This is a genomic window from Treponema sp. UBA753 (genome assembly GCF_002297325.1).
Taxonomy (GTDB): Bacteria; Spirochaetota; Spirochaetia; order Treponematales; family Treponemataceae; genus Treponema_D.
This window is the reverse complement of sequence record NZ_DBKJ01000023.1, coordinates 1-18,064: the sequence shown is the minus strand read 5'-3', so window position 1 is coordinate 18,064 and position 18,064 is coordinate 1. Positions and strand designations below refer to the sequence as shown.

Annotated in this window: 16 protein-coding genes and 1 tRNA gene; 10 read left to right on the top strand and 7 right to left on the bottom strand. The window is 38.4% G+C overall.

Annotated elements, in window-relative coordinates:
• Positions 1 to 6 precede the first annotated feature (6 nt).
• The 3 genes from B4C08_RS01345 to B4C08_RS01335 all read right to left on the bottom strand — a co-directional run bounded on the left by B4C08_RS01345 (position 7) and on the right by B4C08_RS01335 (position 4,047).
• The gene (locus tag B4C08_RS01345) at positions 7 to 849 is read right to left on the bottom strand and encodes an ABC transporter substrate-binding protein (protein WP_296662247.1); all 843 of its coding nucleotides are present in this window, start codon (positions 847 to 849) and stop codon (positions 7 to 9) included.
• Positions 846 to 1,535, bottom strand: a complete 690-nt coding sequence (pyrE, locus tag B4C08_RS01340) for an orotate phosphoribosyltransferase (protein WP_296662246.1) — start codon at positions 1,533 to 1,535, stop codon at positions 846 to 848. Before pyrE ends, B4C08_RS01345 begins: the two co-directional genes overlap by 4 nt.
• Positions 1,536 to 1,620: 85 nt before the next feature.
• Positions 1,621 to 4,047, bottom strand: a complete 2,427-nt coding sequence (locus tag B4C08_RS01335; RefSeq protein WP_296662245.1) for a GH36-type glycosyl hydrolase domain-containing protein — start codon at positions 4,045 to 4,047, stop codon at positions 1,621 to 1,623.
• Between the two features lie 269 nt (positions 4,048 to 4,316).
• Between B4C08_RS01335 and B4C08_RS01330 the strand changes: the two genes are divergently transcribed.
• The 10 genes from B4C08_RS01330 to B4C08_RS01285 all read left to right on the top strand — a co-directional run bounded on the left by B4C08_RS01330 (position 4,317) and on the right by B4C08_RS01285 (position 14,347).
• A complete protein-coding gene (locus B4C08_RS01330) occupies positions 4,317 to 5,633 on the top strand; it encodes an ABC transporter substrate-binding protein (protein ID WP_296662244.1) in 1,317 nt (438 codons plus the stop codon).
• 157 nt (positions 5,634 to 5,790) lie between these two features.
• Positions 5,791 to 6,750, top strand: a complete 960-nt coding sequence (locus B4C08_RS01325) for a carbohydrate ABC transporter permease (RefSeq protein ID WP_295798645.1) — start codon at positions 5,791 to 5,793, stop codon at positions 6,748 to 6,750.
• A gap of 15 nt (positions 6,751 to 6,765) precedes the next feature.
• A complete protein-coding gene (locus B4C08_RS01320) occupies positions 6,766 to 7,605 on the top strand; it encodes a carbohydrate ABC transporter permease (RefSeq protein ID WP_295798643.1) in 840 nt (279 codons plus the stop codon).
• A 24-nt stretch (positions 7,606 to 7,629) separates the two neighbouring features.
• Positions 7,630 to 9,225: a glycoside hydrolase family 43 protein gene (locus B4C08_RS01315; RefSeq protein ID WP_296662243.1), complete on the top strand. Its 1,596-nt coding sequence runs from the start codon at positions 7,630 to 7,632 to the stop codon at positions 9,223 to 9,225.
• A gap of 116 nt (positions 9,226 to 9,341) precedes the next feature.
• Positions 9,342 to 10,355 carry a LacI family DNA-binding transcriptional regulator gene (locus tag B4C08_RS01310; protein ID WP_296662242.1) on the top strand — a complete coding sequence of 338 codons (1,014 nt, stop codon included), beginning with the start codon at positions 9,342 to 9,344 and terminating at the stop codon, positions 10,353 to 10,355.
• Between the two features lie 52 nt (positions 10,356 to 10,407).
• A tRNA-Gly gene (locus B4C08_RS01305) sits at positions 10,408 to 10,478 on the top strand.
• Between the two features lie 39 nt (positions 10,479 to 10,517).
• Positions 10,518 to 10,829, top strand: a complete 312-nt coding sequence (locus B4C08_RS01300; protein WP_295798630.1) for a YbaB/EbfC family nucleoid-associated protein — start codon at positions 10,518 to 10,520, stop codon at positions 10,827 to 10,829.
• 3 nt (positions 10,830 to 10,832) lie between these two features.
• A complete protein-coding gene (gene recR / locus B4C08_RS01295) occupies positions 10,833 to 11,420 on the top strand; it encodes a recombination mediator RecR (protein ID WP_013700337.1) in 588 nt (195 codons plus the stop codon).
• Between the two features lie 57 nt (positions 11,421 to 11,477).
• A complete protein-coding gene (locus B4C08_RS01290) occupies positions 11,478 to 12,446 on the top strand; it encodes a hypothetical protein (RefSeq protein WP_296662241.1) in 969 nt (322 codons plus the stop codon).
• Positions 12,443 to 14,347, top strand: coding sequence for a hypothetical protein (locus tag B4C08_RS01285; RefSeq protein WP_296662240.1), 1,905 nt, complete (start codon positions 12,443 to 12,445; stop codon positions 14,345 to 14,347). The genes B4C08_RS01290 and B4C08_RS01285 overlap by 4 nt, the downstream gene beginning before the upstream one ends.
• Here the strand turns inward: B4C08_RS01285 and B4C08_RS01280 are convergent.
• From B4C08_RS01280 to B4C08_RS01265, 4 genes are read right to left on the bottom strand one after another with little or no spacing between them, the layout of a single operon-like run.
• Positions 14,344 to 15,612 (bottom strand): M48 family metallopeptidase, encoded by a 1,269-nt coding sequence (locus tag B4C08_RS01280; RefSeq protein WP_296662239.1) that lies wholly within the window; start codon positions 15,610 to 15,612, stop codon positions 14,344 to 14,346. The two genes, B4C08_RS01285 and B4C08_RS01280, sit on opposite strands and share 4 nt — an antisense overlap.
• Positions 15,609 to 16,271 carry a 16S rRNA (guanine(527)-N(7))-methyltransferase RsmG gene (rsmG, locus tag B4C08_RS01275; RefSeq protein WP_296662238.1) on the bottom strand — a complete coding sequence of 221 codons (663 nt, stop codon included), beginning with the start codon at positions 16,269 to 16,271 and terminating at the stop codon, positions 15,609 to 15,611. Before rsmG ends, B4C08_RS01280 begins: the two co-directional genes overlap by 4 nt.
• Positions 16,272 to 16,273: 2 nt before the next feature.
• Positions 16,274 to 17,164 (bottom strand): hypothetical protein, encoded by an 891-nt coding sequence (locus tag B4C08_RS01270; RefSeq protein ID WP_296662237.1) that lies wholly within the window; start codon positions 17,162 to 17,164, stop codon positions 16,274 to 16,276.
• On the bottom strand, positions 17,151 to 17,960 hold the full coding sequence (locus B4C08_RS01265; RefSeq protein WP_295799510.1) for a hypothetical protein: 810 nt from the start codon (positions 17,958 to 17,960) through the stop codon (positions 17,151 to 17,153). The genes B4C08_RS01270 and B4C08_RS01265 overlap by 14 nt, the downstream gene beginning before the upstream one ends.
• Positions 17,961 to 18,064: the final 104 nt, after the last annotated feature.

Genomic DNA, 18,064 nt, shown 5'->3' with positions numbered 1-18,064 from the left:
AATGCTTTAATTGGATAGTTTGCTTAATGCGAGCACAGCTTCTCCTATTCTAGGACCTGGCCTTGAAATTAAATCTGCATTAATGGTAAAAATTGAATTGTTTTTTACAGCCGGTATTTTGTTCCAGCCACGGCGCATTTTTATATCTTGCGGTTTTATGCCGTTTGCATCTGGCAAAATTATTATTTGCGGCTGGCTTGCTATAATTGACTCTTCGCTTACCATTGGATAGCTTTCTTTTACTGAAGCGAATACGTTTTTATAACCTGCGGCTTCTAAAAGTTCATTTATAAAAGAAGATTTTCCTGCTGTCATAAAAGGTTCAGCCCAAACTTCATAATAAACTGTTTTTATGGGTGCAGATTTGGGTACAGAATTTATCTGTTGTTCTATGTGCTCAATGATTTTTTTTCCTTCATTATGCTTTTCAAGAAGATTTGCAATATAAAGGATTTCTTGCTTTGTCTGGGAAATTCCGTTTGCGGCATTGCTTAAAAAAACTTTTATGCCAAGGTTTTCTAGCGGCTTTTTAAAAAAATCATGCATTCCTTGCGAGCCGTAAATAAAATCGGGGGAATATGAAAGTATTGTTTCTATGCTTAATGTTTTTCCGTCAAATCCGCCAACTGAAGGCAGGCTTTTTAATTTTTCCGGGTAGTCGCAGTAATCTGTTCTTGCTTTTATTTTGTCAAAACTGTCCAATGCGCATAATATTTCTGCACCCGAAGGCGAAAGGCATACTATTTTTTGCGGTGAAAATTTATCTTCTGCACCCAATGATAAAAGGGTACAGATTGAAATTACTGCGTAAAATGCAAAAAATTTTAATTTTTTAACTGGAAAATTCAATTATTTGCACCCCATTCACTGTAATATGCGTCAATTTCCTTTTTTATTTCGTCAGTGATGATTTTTTTCTCTCCGTTTGTGTATAAACTTTCAACAACATCTGCCATTGAAACTATTGCACGTGCAGGAAATCCGTACTTTTCTGTTATAACGTCAAGGGCGGCTTTTGTGCTGTCAGGGGCTTTTTCCATGCGGTTTAGGCTTACTATTTCGCCTACTATTTTTATTCCGCCAGGGATTGTTTCCTGCGCCTTGATTTTTGGGTAAGTTTCTTCAATTGATTTTCCGGAAGTTGTTACGTCTTCTATTATCACAACCCGGTCTCCGTCTTGAATTTTGTATCCTAGAAGAGAACCTTTGTCTGCGCCGTGATCTTTTTCTTCTTTTCTGTCTGAGCAATATTTGATTTCTTTTCCGTAGAGGTTATGGTATGCGATTGCTGTTGTTATGGCTAAAGGAATTCCTTTGTATGCAGGTCCAAACAAAACGTCAAAGTTGTCTCCAAAATTGTCATGGATTGCTTTTGCATAAAATTCTCCAAGACGTGCAAGCTGGCTTCCTGTTGTGTATGCTCCTGCGTTCATAAAAAATGGAGATTTTCTTCCGCTTTTGAGTGTAAATGAACCGAATTTTAGAACATTGCACTCAACCATAAAATCTATAAAGTCTTTTTTGTATTGTTCCATAAAGAAATTTCCTTAAATTGTTTAGTTTTAATGTAAAGGTGTAAACTAACGGTAGTTTTTAGAACTATCGTTAGTTAAGATGTTTTTACATACGCTCGTTTTCTACAGGAAGTGCATTTTTTCCCATTATGGCAATGATTGTGCTTCCGTCTTTTAAAAGTTCAGCTGGAATTGTTGAAGAGTCAATGCGTTTTCCGTCTACTTCAATATATTCAATTCCTTTTGAAACATGCGAAGGATTTTTTACTTCAATGTGAAGATTCATTTTTCTCCAGCGACGTTCAACTTTAAATCCGTCCCAGTCATGCTTAATGCACGGATCTATTAAAAGCCCTGTGTACTGCGGACGAATTCCAAGCATATACTGCGTGATTGAATAATAGTTCCAAGTTGCGGCTCCAGAAAGCCAAGAAACTCTTGTGTTGCCCGGACGTTTTGAATATGTGGAATAAGTTGTCTGTCCGATTACATAAGGTTCGCTCTGGCGGATTTCTGCCTTTGTGTTATATGCGGCTGGAAGAGCGGCTTTGCAATATTCGTAGGCTCTGTCTCCGTTTCTGTTCATGATTTCAGCAATAACGCCCCAACCTTGTGTATGATTGAAAATTCCGGCGTTTTCCTTGATTCCCGGAAGATATACAACTGAGCTCATTATGTCGCGGCTTGCGTAGATAAATGGCGGCGCGCAAAGCATAAGTCCGTAAGGAGTTGCAAGTTTTTCTTTTACAGACTCAAGGCAGGTTTTTACTTGTTCTGGAGTTGCAGCTCCTGAAAGAACTGACCAGACTTGTGTGTTGAAGTAAATCTGTCCTTCTTCAATTGACTGAGTTCCGTAGACTGTTCCGTCTTCTGCGATTGCCCAGATAAACCATTTTCCGTCCCAGCATTTTTTTTGGATGTTTTCATCAAGTTTTTTGCGCTCGCTCAATGCCCATTCAGCTTCGTCGTTTTTTCCGAGGCGTTTTGAAATATCTGCGTAAGTTGTAAGTCCGAGTCTAAGCTGGAATGCAACAAAAAGGCTTTCCCCGTGATAGCCAAGCTTAAGACAGTCGTTCCAGTCGGCAAGAAGGCCGCAAGGCAATCCGTCTTTTCCCATTCTCTCAAGGTTGAACAAAAGAGCCTGCTTTAAATGTCCGTAAACCGTAGCTTCGCCTTTGTCTGCATAAGGAACTATGCGGTTGAAGAAATCAAAGTTTCCAGTTTCTGCGACAAAACAAGGCACCGCGTTAAAGAACCACTGGCAGTCGTCTGAGCGGAATTCTTCTGCTGGAATCATTTTTTGTTTCCCAGCTTCAAAGTCCTTGCTTATTACAGGTAATGCGCCTCCGTTTGAAAACTGTCCGCTTAAAAGCCGAACAAGTCGTTCTTCTGCTTCCTGCGGAATTGCCGCGCTTACACCAAGAATGTCCTGAACTGAATCCCTGTAGCCAAGTCCGTCGCGTTCTCCGTTGTAAACCAAAGATGCGGCTCTTGACCAGGCGAAAGTTATAAGGCAGTTGTAAAGTCCCCACATATTCACTGTGTGGTTTATATCTTCGTCCGGCGTAACTGCTGAAAAACTGTCTAGTTTTGAATGCCAGTTTTTTACAAGCTTTTCAAATTCTTGATCTGCGCGTTCAAATGTTCCAAATTCTTCTACAGTTTTTTTGCCTTCAACATTTGCGTCTCCGATTCCAAGAAGAACCATTATTTCTTTTGTTTCTCCCGGATTTAATTCTATGTCAGCCTGAACTGTTCCGCAGGAATTGTCTCCGAACGCTTCTGAATTTGAGCATTCGCCTTTTAGAACTGCGGCAGGCTCTTTGTAGCTTCCGTAAGTTCCGATAAATGCTTCGCGGCTTGTGTCGAATCCTGTCATTGGCGCGCCGGCAAGAGCCATCCATTCGCTCATGTAGTCGTTAACGTTTGGATTTTTTTGATGCTGAATGTAAAGATTTTCGTGTATTGAATAACGCAGCATATTTGGCGCGGATTTTTCACCTTTTACGATGAAAATCGAATACTGCAAATTTACTTGGTCTTGCGTTGTGTTCCATTGGTTTGAAAATTCGCAGTAGCTGAATGCGCGGAGCTTGCGTTTTTTGCTGCCAGTATTTGTAACTTTTAGACGCCAGTATTCAAATGTCTGTCCGAGCGGAACATAGTATTTTGTTTCAGACTTGATTCCTTCGTATTCAGAAGTGATTTTTGTGTATGCAGTTCCGTGGCGGCATTCGCTTTTAAATTTGTCCAAAGGTTTTCCTACAGGTTGCCATGAAGCTGACCAGTAGTCGCCGGATTCCATGTCGCGCAGATAAAAATAGCGGCCAGGCTGATCCATTGGAATTGAATTGAATCTAAGGCGCATAAATCTTCCTTGCGCTCCAGATTTGTAAAATCCGTATCCACCTGCGTTGTTTGTTATTACAGCTCCATATTCAGTTGAGCCAAGATAGTTGCTCCAGGAAGTCGGTGTGTCTGGACGTGTAACAACATATTCTTTAGCTTCGTCATCAAAATATCCGTATTGCATTCTTTTCTCCGTAAAATTTACTTTTTCAAATCATAATGAATTTTTACATTTAGTAGAATAGAATTTTCTGCGGAATTATGGATTTTAGAAAAATTGTAAGAATTTATAAAAAAAATGAATTTTTTGTTTGACAAATAAAAGAAACGATGATAGCCTAATTTTTAGGAAACCGGTTGCCACGTGATTAAGTTCACACGTCCTTCTTGGCGGCCGGTATTTCTATTTAGGATGGCTGGATTTTTCCGGCTAATATTTTTCATAATGTTAAAATGGAGGAAACTTATGAAGAAAACTTTTGCAGTTATTTCTGCGGCAATGATTGGAGCTTTTGCTTTTATCGGGGGGGGTGTTCTAAAGATAAAGCGCCTCAGGGAAAATCAGATGCAAACAACAAGCTTGTAGTCTGGTCTTTTACAGATGAATTGGACGGAATGATAAAAAATTATTTCCAGAAAGATTCTCGTTTTGCAGGAAAATATGAAATTTCATATTCACTTACACCTACAGACCAGTTTCCGAATAAGCTAGATCCTGTTTTGGCATCTGGCGCTGGCTGTCCTGATGTTTTTGCTTTGGAAGATGCTTTTGTGCGCAAATACATTGAATCAGGACTTTTGCTTGACATTACAGATATTTACAATGAAGTAAAAGACAAGGTTTATCCTTATCCTGTAGAAGTTGGAACTTACAACGGAAAAGTTTACGGAATGTCATGGCAAGTTACTCCAGGCGCAGTTTTCTATCGCCGCTCGCTTGCAAAAAAATATCTTGGAACAGATGATCCTGCTGAAGTTCAGAAACATCTTGCAAACTGGGACAAATTCCTTGAAACTGCAGAGCTTTTAAAGCAGAAATCAAGTGGCGACTGCTATATTGTTTCTTCTACAGGCGATATGTTCAAACCTTACAGCGCAGGCCGTGCATCTCCTTGGGTTGTAGATGACAAGCTTGTTATTGACCAGAAAATGTACGACTACATGGATATGTGCAAGACTTTGCATGACAAAGGATATGAAGGCCGTGTTGGTCAGTGGTCAGAAGGCTGGTTCGCAGGAATGAAAGGAACATTTAAAGATGAAGCAGGAAAAAACAAAGAAATATTCAGCTATTTCCTTCCAACTTGGGGACTTCACTATGTTCTTAAGACAAACGCTCCGGAATCTTCTGGAGACTGGGCAATGTGCGCAGGTCCTGTAGGCTATCGCTGGGGCGGAACTTGGGTTGGCGCATGGAAAGGAACAAAAAATCCTAACGCTGCAAAAGAACTTATAAAATACATTGCTACTGACGATGCATTCCTTGAGGCTTGGGCAAAAGATACAGGCGATGTTGTTTCAAACAAAAATGTTGTTGAAAAAATCAAAGACAGCTATGCAGATCCTTACCTTGCAGGACAGAATCACTATTCAGCTTTTGCACAGATGGCTGAATCTGTAAACGGAAAGCTTTCACAGGGAACTGACCAGGCTATTGAGTCAATTTTCTCTGAAGAAACAGCAGCTTATGTAAATGGTGAAAAGACAAAGCAGCAGGCTCTTGACGACTTCAAGGCTCAGGTTTCTTCAACACTTTCACTTTCTTTGTAAAAATATAATTTGTGCCTGATGCGGTTTTTACTGCATCGGGCTTTGCTTAGGATTTATCAAATCCTAAAACGGCTGAGTCAAGTTTTTTTGCGTAATTGTATCTTGACCAGACGTCTTTTGCCCGGTTTCTGCCGGAAAATTTTTTGGAGGTTTCAAGATGAAAAAAAAATCCGGAATAGAAACCAAGACAAATAGAAACGGATACTTTTTTGTTTTGCCTTTTATACTGGTTTATGCGGCTTTTCAGTTATGGCCGATTTTGTATACATTGATTTTAGGATTCAGCAATTTAAAAGGTCTTCGCTCTGACTTTAGTTTTGTCGGATTAAAGAATTTTCAGAAGCTTGTAAATGATAGATATTTCTGGGGAGCCGTAAAAAACACTTTTATAATGTGGGGCTGCAACTTTGTTCCTCAGCTTGGAATCGCATTGCTTTTTGCAATTTGGTTTACTGATGTAAGATTGAATTTAAAGGGAAAAGGCTTGTTCCGTGCGGTTTTCTATATGCCGAATCTTTTGACAACTGCATCTATTGCGATTCTTTTTAGAAGTCTTTTTGCTTATCCGGTTGGACCTGTAAATCAGTTTTTGACAGGAACTCTTGGAATCTGGTCTTCTGGAGTTGTTGACGGCGAAGTTGTAAAGCAAGGATTCAATTTTTTTAGAATGCCAAATGCTTCACGCTTGATTGTTTCTTTTATTCAGTGGTGGATGTGGTGCGGTCATACTTTGATTATGCTTATGGCTGGAATTACAAGTATTTCACCTTCTTTGTATGAGGCTGCTATTGTTGACGGAGCGAATAACCGCCAGCAGACTTTCTATATAACATTGCCGCTTTTGCGCCCGATGATGCTTTATATTCTTGTTACTTCAATGATTGGCGGAATGCAGCTTTTTGAAATTCCTTTCTTGCTTACAGGAATGCACGGCGAGCCTGACTTTAAGATTAGAACGATGTCAGTTTATCTTTACAACATGGGATTCCAAGGCGGAACAGATTATTCTTATGCCGCTGCAATTGCGATTGCTATATTTATTATCACAATTATTTTATCTCTTGGAATAAATGCTCTTGTAAAGGAGCGTCCTGCAAAATCCCGCAAGGAAGACTAATACAAGGAGCTTGCTATGAAATATAAGTATGAACTTTCATTTAAAAGAACTATTTTATATGTGATGATGGTTTTCTTTGCGCTGCTTGCTGTTGTTCCGATTTATCTTATGCTTGTGAACGCAACAAGAACGAATGCGCAGATTAACTCTGGAATTTCTCTTTTGCCAGGAACTAATACTTTGCAAAACTGGAAAAATCTTACAAGCCGTTCTTTTAAAATCTGGCGCGGATTTGGAAACAGCGCGGTTATTGCGATTTTTTCAACTGTGCTTGGAGTTTATTTTTCTACATTGACAGCTTATGGAATTCAAGTTTATAAATTTAAAGGAAGAAATTTGCTTTGGGGATTTATTCTTGTTGTAATTATGATTCCTGGAACTCTTTCGTTTATTGGATTCTATCAGTTTATGGCGAAAATTCATCTTACAAACAGCTTTATTCCGCTTATTGTTCCTTCAATTGCTTCGGCCGGAACTGTTCTGTTCTTGCGTCAATATATGGAATCAATTCTTTCATTTGAACTTATTGATGCTGGAAGAATAGATGGAGCTGGTGAATTTAGAATTTTCAACACGATAATGCTCCCGATTTTGACGCCGGCAATTGCGGCGCAGAGCATTTTCTCTTTTGTTGCTTCTTGGAACAATTTTATGACGCCGTTTGTTCTTCTTTCAGATCAAGATAAATATACTTTGCCAATGCTTGTTCAATCTTTGCGTGGCGATATTTACCGCACAGAATATGGTTCAATTTATCTTGGAGTCGCAGTTTCGTTGATTCCGATTCTTGTGTTCTATGCGTTTATGTCAAGGTATATTATTTCTGGAATTACAATGGGAAGCGTAAAAGAATAAAATAAAGACAGAGGTAAATTCATTATGAAAATTTATAATCCTATTCTTTCCGGGTTTCATGCCGATCCTTCAATTGTAAATGCGGCTGGTGAATGTTTTATTGCGAATTCTACATTTGAATGGTTTCCGGGAGTTGAGCTGCATCGTTCTAAAGATATGAAGACATGGACTTCTGTTCCTTCCCCGCTTTCTGAAAAACGTCTTTTGGATATGGCGGGAAACAAGGCTTCGTGTGGAATTTGGGCTCCATGTCTTTCTTATTCAGATGGAATTTTTTATCTTGTTTTTACAAATGTAAGAAGCTGGAACGATGGACCTTGGAAAGACTGCCCGAATTTTTTGACTACCGCTGAATCTATTGAAGGTCCGTGGTCTGATCCAATTTTTATGAACGCTTCTGGATTTGACGCTTCATTGTTCCATGATGACGACGGAAGAAAATGGTTTGTGAACATGGAATGGGATTATAGGCAGCAAGGTCCGCGCCAGTTTTCTGGAATTCTTGTTCAGGAATATGACTGCAAGGCAAAAAAACTTGTTGGAAAAGTTCATAAGATTTTTTTAGGAACAGACATTGGGCTTGTAGAAGGTCCGCATCTTTATAAGCGCGACGGATGGTATTATCTTGTTTGTGCAGAAGGCGGAACTAGCTATGAACACGCAATTACTTGCGCAAGGTCAAAAAATTTGTTCGGACCTTATGAAGTTCATCCTGCAAATCCGCTGATTACTTCCTATGGCTATGACTGCAAAATAAAAAGAGCCGGGCATGGTTCTTGGTGCAAGTCTCCAGACGGAAAAAAAGATTATTTGGTTTACCTTTGCGGCCGTCCTCTTGAAGGAACTGAACGTTGTGTTCTTGGGCGCGAAACTGGAATTGCAGAGCTTGAATGGAAAAATGGCTGGCCTTGGGTAAAGCAGCCTGATGGAACTTTAAAGAATTGTCCGCCTGATTATATAGAAATAAAAGGGCGCGGAATTATTGCTCCTGGATGTGGCGTTGTCCATGCTGCTGAAAAATATACGTTTAAAAATAAAGATTTTTTAGCGGATTTTAAAACCTTAAGAATTCCTTTTGATGATAAAAGATTTTCAATTTCAGAACGCTCAGGATTTTTAAGAATTCGTGGAGGGCAATCTCCTGTTTCTTGCTTTGAGCAAAGTCTTTTAGCGCGCCGGCAGACTGATTTTGATTTTGTCGCAGAAACTAAAATGGAATTCAGTCCGGAAAATTTTCAGCATTTTGCAGGAATGGTTTACCGTTATGATGAAAAGTCCCAGTATCTTTGTGTTGTAACGCAAAATGAGCAAAAAGGAAAAGTTATTCAGGCTATGTCTATTATGCCGGAAGGATTTTCTCGTGAAATGGAATGTCCGCTTGATGAAGAAAAACCTGTTTGGATAAGGCTTGAAGTTCACAAGAAAACTGGATTTTTTTATTGGTCTCAAGATGGAAAAAATTTCAGGCAGATTCGCCCGCTTCTTGATGCTAGCAAACTTTCTGATGAGTATGGAATGCAAGGATTTACAGGAGCGTTTGTGGGAATGTATTGTGCTGACTTGATTTCTTATAAGAAATTTGCAGACTTTGAATATTTTTCCTACAAGAAACTAGACTAAATATTTTTCCGCCTTTGTTTGAATTAGGATGAACAAAAATTTATTTTTAAAAATCTTGAAATTCTTGTTCATCCTAGATTAAGATTAGAAACAATTTAAATGGAGGCGGAAAATCAATGGTTACAATTTACGATATTGCTTCAAAAACAGGTTATTCTGCCCCTACAGTTTCAAAAGCTCTTAATAAAACGGGCGGCTTAAGCGATTCAACTAGAAAAAAAATTCTTGATGCGGCAAAAGAATTAGGCTATCGTCCAAATATAACAGCCCGCACCCTTACCACAAAAAAATCCTTTTTAATAGGAATAATTTATGAAGATGCCGACATGCAAAGAGGTTTTGATCACCCTTTGTTTGGAAAAATTCTTAATAAATTCAGGGACGGATTTGAACTTGCCGGATACGATTTGATTTTTATTTCCCATGCTCCAATTGGAGAAAAAAAGTCTTATGTTGAGCATTGCTATCACAGAAATGTAGATGCGGTCGGAATTATAAATCCAGTCAGCGCGGATAGTGAAATTATGGAGCTTGCAGAATCAGACATTCCTTGTGTTTCAACAAACTTTATAATTCCTGGAGTTCCAACTGTTGTAACTGCAAATGTAGATTCCGGATATAAAGCCGCTTCATATTTTATTGAAAATGGACACAAAAAAATTGCTTATATCGGCGGAACTTATTCGCAATATAATATGGCTGCAATTGATCGCTTGGAAGGATTAAAAAACGCCTTTAGAGATTTTGGTCTGAAATATGATAAATCTTATGTGAAATTTTGTCATAAATGGTCGCGGGCAGAAAGCCATGATGCTATGAAAGAGCTTCTTGAGCGGCATGACGATATTACCGCAGTTTTTGTTGCAAATGACAATATGGCGGTTGGTGCAATGGAATATGTAAAATCAATCGGAAAAAGAATACCAGAAGACATTTCTTTTATTGGTTTTGATGATGAAATGATTTCCGAATTTTATTCTCCGCCTTTGACAACATTCAGGCAAGATATAAAAACAATCGGCGAGCTTTCCGCAGAAATTCTTATGAACCGCCTTGTTGGAATTCCAGTGTGCGAATGTGTCCGTGTTCCAGCTGAATTTATAGAAAGAAAATCAGTGAAAAAACTTTAGCATTTGCCGGGTGTTGAAAAAATAGCGGAATAACATTATTCTTTTATGGCTTGCGGTTATCGTATATCGGTATTACACAGGCTTCCCAAGCCTGATAGGCGGGTTCGACTCCCGTTGACCGCTTGTTTTCAGCATATTCTAAAGACTTTTCTGGAGAAAACAATGAATCCTTTTGATATGGTAAAAAATCTTGCGGGAATGCAGAGCCAGCTTAAGGCAGCGCAGGAAAAGCTTGCAGAGATTGAAGCCGAAGGTTCTTCCGGCGGAAACATGGTGCAAGTTACAGTAAATGGAAAATTTGAACTTGTGGATATAAAACTTGATCCTATCTGCGTTGACAACAGAGATGTCCCTATGCTTCAGGATTTAATAAAAGCCGCTCATCATGCTGCCCTTGAAAAAATGCAGGATGAAATAAAAAATCAGCTTGGACCTATGATGGCAGGAATGAATATTCCGGGAATGGGCGCGTAAAAAATGAACGCTCTTGATGAGTTGACAGAAAGTTTTTCAAGGCTTCCTGGAATCGGAAAAAAATCTGCGGCTAGAATTGCAAGCCATCTTTTAAAAACCGACAGCTCTTTTAATATTCGTTTTTCAAATCAAATTTTATCGCTGCAGGAAAGAATAAAACCTTGTTCCATTTGCGGCGCCTGGACAGAAGAAGACCCCTGCCCTATTTGCTCTGACATTGCAAGGGATAAAACAATTCTTTGCGTTGTTGAGCAGCCTCAAGATGTTGCAACAATCGAAAGCTCGCATGAATTCCATGGATTGTTTCATGTTTTGGGTGGAGTCATTTCTCCTCTTGAAGGAATTACACCGGACAAACTTAGAATTTCCCAGTTGCTTGAACGTGTAAAGCTTGGCGTTATAAAAGAAGTTATTATTGCAACAAATCCGACTGTGGAAGGCGACACGACTGCTCTTTTTATTCAGCGTGTTTTACAGGACACTCAAGTTGTTGTTACGCGGCTTGCTTCAGGGCTTCCGGCTGGCGGCGACTTGGAATATGCGGACAGGCTCACATTGGCAAGAAGTTTTCAGGGACGCGTTAAAATTTAGCATTGCGGCTCTTCAGATTTGATTTTATCAGTTATCCGTGTTATTCTCTAAATATATATGAAATTTATTTGTTCCATAAAAATTTTTGCCGCCTACATCGCTATTGTTATGCTTGGTCTTTGCACTGGCGCGTTTCTTTATATGACTTATTCGCTTTGCACAATTCTTGTTGCCGGGCAGAAATTTTCCGCATTTAGTTCAGGATTTTTTTTACAGGGAATTTTTGAAGTTTTGCCGGCTGTGCTTTCGTTGTGTCCTGTTTTTATTTCTTTCTATTTAATCCGGCATAAAGAAATTCCTTGGTATTCAGTTCTTGTCTGCATGATTTTGCATTTGTGCCTTTGGATTTTTTTTATTCCGGCGTTAAAAGAAAAACTTGAAATTTCAGTTTATAAAAATAAGGAAATGCAAGCCGCGGTTTCTCTTTCGCCCGGATATTTTAGAACTTCGCAAGACAACCGCTATGTTTTGTATTATTCAGAAGTTGACTCAGAAAACAACGCTTCTGGAATTTGCATTGACAAGTCAAAGTCAAACGGCAACGTTTTTACATTCAGCTCGGAAAAGCCTGAAATTTTTCAAGATGAATTTTCAGATCCGCTTATAAAAAATACAGTTGAAGTGCCGGTTCTTCTAAGACAGATTTTAAAGTATTTTCAAAAATTTACGGAAGCTTCATATTCAAGATGCTCTGAAAATTTTGTTTCCTGGATAATTTTTTCTTCAATTATTTTGGCTTTTGCTTCTGTTGCCTGGATAAAAAATATTTCTGCTTGGCGACTTGTAAATGTGCTCTTTATTTTAATGGACTACATTTTTGTTTTCTTTTTGAACTTTTTTATTTTGGGCGCAAACGATTCTTTGTTTCAGAAAATTCCGGTATTGATAAAATCAGTTCCAGTAAAATCATTTTTAGTTTGCGTTATAAATATTTTTATTTTTGCTGCGGCATTTGTTTTGTGGCTGATTTCAAGACTTGTAAATGAAAATTCGCCAGAGCCAGCTTACTACGGAGATGACTTATGAAAAAAGTTATTTTTATTACCGGAATATACACGGCAATTATTTTCGGTCTTTGCCTTTTGATTTCTGTTTTTTTTATTCCGCGTCCTGAATCTTTGATAATCGGAACAGAAAAATCTTTTGTTTTTTATTACGGACTTTATATTTTTTTAGTTTGCCTTCCGGGAATTCTTTTAAGCGGATTTACGGTTTCTTGCGCGGTTCTTTGGCAGAAAAAAACTGGAAACAGTCGCTCTAGATTTTCTCCTGCGATGTTTTCAAGATTCAAACTTGTTTTGTTTTCATCGCTTGTTTTTATTCTTTTTCTTTCGCTTAATGAAGAAATTTTCAAGCTGTCTGCAAAACGTAAAATTGATTTTATAAAGGAAGCTCCGTCGGATTTTTCAGATGCAATTTCTATTGCCGGGCATTTTTTGGAGCAGAACCAGCCGATTCTTGCGCTTCAATATGCAAAAAAAGCAGTGGAACTTTCGCCAAAAGATACAGATGCAAAAAGAGTTTTAAAGCTTGCCGAGGATTCCGTTGATCTTCTTATTGACAGCGAAATTCATGGAAAGAAAAATTTGCCTGCTGCGGAAAAAGTGAAAAAGCCGCTTCATGTAAAAGACAAGGGACACACAATTCTTGAGCTTTTGGAAAAATCTGATTCTGCGGCGCAAAAAAAACAGTGGTTTGACGCTCATTATTGGGCGAGCCTTGCAGTTGAAGCTTGCGATGGAAAAAATACGAATCTTGATGCGGCAGTTGAAAAATCAAACTATGCCTGGAAAATGCTAAGCCTTCCAGTTGAATTTGACAATTCTGCTGAGCGTAATTATTACAAGATAAAAAAAGACGGTTATGTTGCTTTTTCCCGCGGAGATTTTTTAAAGGCGTATTACACTTTTCTTGGCTTAAAAAACAATTATGTTCAGGCTGCCAACGATCCTGACGTAAAGAAATTTCTTGCGCTTGCAGAAGAAGATTTGGAAAACCAGTATTTCTTTTTTGACGAAACAAAATATATAGAAGAGCTTTCAGACAGCCATAAAGTTTATTTTTCACTTGATTATCCTGACGGCTCAAAAAATGTTTTTTATATTTCGAATGCGATGGACATAAAAAAGGAAGGTAGCCTTGTCCGCTACATGGAAAATTTTAATGTTGTGCATTACGATGAAAACGGAAAATTTGTTTATTCATTTTTTGTTCCGTTTGCAAAAGCCGTTGCCCAGCCTGTTTCTGAATTCGGAGAGGAAAATCTTGCGCTTTTGGGAATTGAAAAAAAGTGGGAATATGTTCCGTTTGTTATTCTTCAGTCTGTAGATAGAAATACGGAAGGCTTGGTTTCGCGCCCGGTTTATTCTTATGAGCCAACTGGACTTTCTGAACTTGATGCGAAGAATCTTGGAATTAAAAATCCGCAGAAAAAAGAACATTCTGCAGAAAAAATTCCTTTGAACATAAAGAAGGCTTCATCAATGATTTTGCCGATGCAGTTTTCTGATTTCAACCTTATAAATGCGGCTGCTTCCGGGGCAAAAGAAATGCCTCTCCCTGTTTTATTTAAACTTTTGCCTAGGGCTTCTGGATATGGTTTTTCGCAGGAAGTTTTTGCACAGAATCTTGTTCAGCGCGGAACTTTTCCTTTTATAATGCTGATAATGTTTGTCTTTTGCGCATGTATTGGCTGGAACTACAGAATTGAAAATCCAGATGAAATTTTTAAATTCAAATGGACTCTTCTTATTCCGGTTTTTGGTTTTATTATGGTTGTTGCCTTTTACATTGCGCTTTACTTTTTTAATATGCTTAGCTACGTTTTGGTTGGACTTTTAGGAACAAATGCTGTTTTTGCGGCGGCGGCTTTTTATATTCTTATATTTTTTGCTGCTTCAGTTTTGTTCCTTTCGCGCAAAGCCTAGTTTTCCAAAGCTTTTATTCTTTCCATTAAAGGCGGATGGCTGTAGTTGAACACTGAATAAATTTTGGGCGGCTCAAGTTCAGAAAGATTTTCTTTGTTCAGCTTTATAAGCGCGCTGATTAACGGCTGTGAAGTTCCGCACATTTCTTTTGAATAAGCGTCCGCCTGAAACTCATCTTTTCTGCTAAAGAAATTAGAAACAAGAGAAACAATATTTCCGTAGCCTTCAAAAATTAATCCAATAAACAAAAGTCCCAAAGGCTGAATATAAGGCGCAACATTTTTTATTGGCTCGCATCCAAATGCTGAATAAAGAGAAGGTAATTTTGCAATTAAACTTGCCGCCAGCAACGAGACAAATACAAGCGGAATCATAACAATCATTCTTTTTGCAATGTGATGCTTTTTGCAGTGTCCAAGTTCATGCCCAAGAACTGCTTCAATTTCTGAAGGCTCAAGCTGTTTTATTAGCGTGTCGTACAGGACAATTCTCTTGTTTTTTCCAAAGCCTGTAAAATACGCGTTGCTGTGGTTGCTTCGTCTTGAAGCGTCCATTGTAAAAATTCCAGAGGTCTTGAATCCGGTTTTTGCAAAAAGCTTTTCAATCCGCTCTTTTATTTCGCCTTCCTCAAGAGGAGAAAATTTGTTGAAAATAGGCGCAATTAGAACTGGATATATGTAGCTTATTCCAAGTGAAAATGCAAGATAAACTATGGCAAACAAAAGCCACCATATTTTGTTAAAGCAAACTATAAGGGCAACAGCTGCGCACAGAATAGGAATTGTTATTACTGCGGATAAAACTGTAGACTTTACAAAGTCCAGAATCCACATTTTAAAATTCATGTTGCTGAATCCGAATTTTTTTTCTATGCGGAATTCTTTATAAAGGGAAAATGGCAAATTTATAATAAAAGACGGAATTCCAGAAACAATAGAAAAAAGAATCACTGTTGCAAAAACGTTTGCTGTAAAGCCGTAGAAATTTTCATAAAGAAAAACATAGAATCCCGACAGAACAAGAGCAAGCTTTAAAATAAAATTCAAAATGTTTGAAGGAATCCACAAAAAATATTTTGTATCTTCGTAAGCGCAGGTTTTTTCTAGCTCCTGGACATTTACAAAATCTTTTAGCCGCTCTGGAATTTGCTTTCCGTACTTTTTTCTGTAAAAGAAATCTGAAGCTTCAAGAAACTGATTTAATGCAAAATCAAAAACAGTTCCTGCTAGAAATAAAATAAAAAAAACAGACGAATTAAAAATCATTTTTCCACCACCACAAGATTTCTTTCGTGATCTTCAAGGAAAGGAACTTCCAGCTTTATTTTTTTATACGACGGAACAAGGAATTTTACAGACTCCATTTCTGCAGAAATTTTTTCTGCTCTTGCTTTGTATGCCACAAGAATTCCGCCTTTTTTGAGCATTCTTAAAAGAAGCTTTGTGTTTTTTGAGTCAAATGGATGAAACGCTCGGAACACTTCAATGTCAAAGGATTCGGGCTTTACTAAGTCAGCCTGAATGCAGTTTACTTTTACATTTGAAAGTTCCATTTTGCGAATTGCGTTTTCCAAAAATCCGCATCTTTTTTCCATCCGTTCAACAAGTGTAAAATTTTGCTCAGGAAATGCCACCGCCAAAGGAATTCCAGGGCATCCGCCGCCAGAACCTATGTCTGCAATTTGCAATGCGGCAATATTTTTTTTCTCTTGAATTTTATAAATAAAAGACGCGATGCTTGGAGACGCCGCAAGGCTGTCAAGAATATGGTTTACCGTAAGTTCGTCTGCGGAGTCTGCTTTCATAAGATTGTAAGTCTTGTTGAATTCAAGAACGCATGAAATGTAAGTTTCAATCTGGCTGATTTGATTTTGTGAAAATTCCAGTCCTAGTTTTTTTAAGCCCTCGTTAAGTTTTTCGTTCACGCTTATTTTTCTCCAAGATCAATTAAAAGTTCTAGTTTCCAGTTTGGCTCTTCTGTGCGCATTGAAACAAAATTTCCAACTCGCATTGCAGGAAGATTTTCAAATTTTGAAAGCTGATATAAAAATGAATTTTCATTCAGGAAGTCTTGCGTTACATTTGCTGCGGCCTTGTAGTTTGAACTTCCGCTTTCACTTGGAGAACTTTTAAATAAAATATGGAAAGTTTCCGTTCTGTTTTTTCCGTCGCTTGAATAAACTCTGTCGCCTGTAACTAAAAAAGTTCCGTCCAGCTGCACTTCCGAAATATAAATTTTGCGGCAAGTTCTTAAAATGTCGTAGCCGTTTACACTGAACCTAAGAAGCCGTGCCTTGGATTTTTCTGGCAGTTTTTCTTCTTTTGCAGAAGCGGCTGAAACTTCGAAAGTTTTTTTATTTTCGTTTTCTTTGCCTGACTCATCTTTGATTTTTTCAATTTCAGCAAGAATTTTATTTAAAAGAATTTTTGTTTCCTGTGAGTTGTCCGATGACGAAAGTGAAAATATCATGGAATTTATGTCGCTTGAAAACCCCTGTTCTTTTAAAAGCGAAATATCTTTTGCAGTCAGCGCGGATAAAATTTTCTTTTGCACTTCGTTTTTTGCATTTGAAGATTCTGCATTTTTATTTTCTGATTTTGCCTTTTCTGACTGGCTTGAATTGCTTTGGCTTGTGTTTTTGCTGTATTCAGGCTTTAAAACTGAGCCGGGAGAATAAAAGCCGTTGCCAATTTCCGGGGAAGAAACTGTTGGCATGGCAGGAGATGCAATGGAGCTGAACGATGTGCTTTGTGCTCTGGCATTAAAAACTGCGGCTGCGGTTAAAGCAAGAACAAAACTTTTTTTAGAGATTTGCAAGGCTTTCCTCCACAAATTCCAGGCGATGGGTAAGCTCGTTTATTGTCTTTGTGAGCCTGTCGCGCTCTTTTTCAAGCTTTTCTTTTGGGTCGATTTCTTTTGCCTTTTTCTTCATCATGGCAATTACGCTGTCCGGGCTTTTTCCGCTTTTAATTGCTTCCACAGCCTTTGCTTTTTCGTCAGGCTTTTTGCAAGCCGCTACAATTTTCATGTTGTCGAATCCGAGTGCAGAGTCTTCGTCCGGAAGCAAGCCGACTTTTGAAGCGCTCTTTGCCGTTGTCCGCGGAATCTGAAGAATTCTGTCCAAGTAGTCTTCGTAGCGGATGTTTGCCTGCTCGCAAAGCGCGTGGGCTTTTACAAGGCTTCTTCCAAGCTCATGCATTATGTGTCCGTTCGGCTCAATGTATTTTTCGCGGATTTCTTTTGTAAGCTGCTCAAGTTCCGGGGAAAGAGAAACGTCCAGTTTGTAGTAATTTTTTTCTTCCGCAATGTCCAAAAGCGCATGGAATTTTGCCCAGAAATAGTTTGTGTGGCTTTTTGATTTTATGGGAGGATTTTTTCCGCCTGAAAGCTCTATCTGCTCTTCGTTTATAAGATGATGGGTGTATTCGTGGATTGCTGTGTAAACAAGCTCGTTTTCTGTCTTGAAATTCTTGTTGTGAAGAAGAATTTCCCTTGTTTCCGGCTTGTAAAGTCCGTTTACCCGGCTGCTTTCCTTGCCTGTCATTGTTACAGTGAATTCAAGATTTGAAGGCTGAATGTCCAAAAGCATATTTTTAATTGATTCGTTGTCCATAGATTTTGTATTTTAATGCAAATGAGCCGTCAGTTCAATTCATAGGCTGAATGTCGAGTTTTATTTTTTCCTATCATTATCGGGCTTGCCCCTGCGATGTTTCT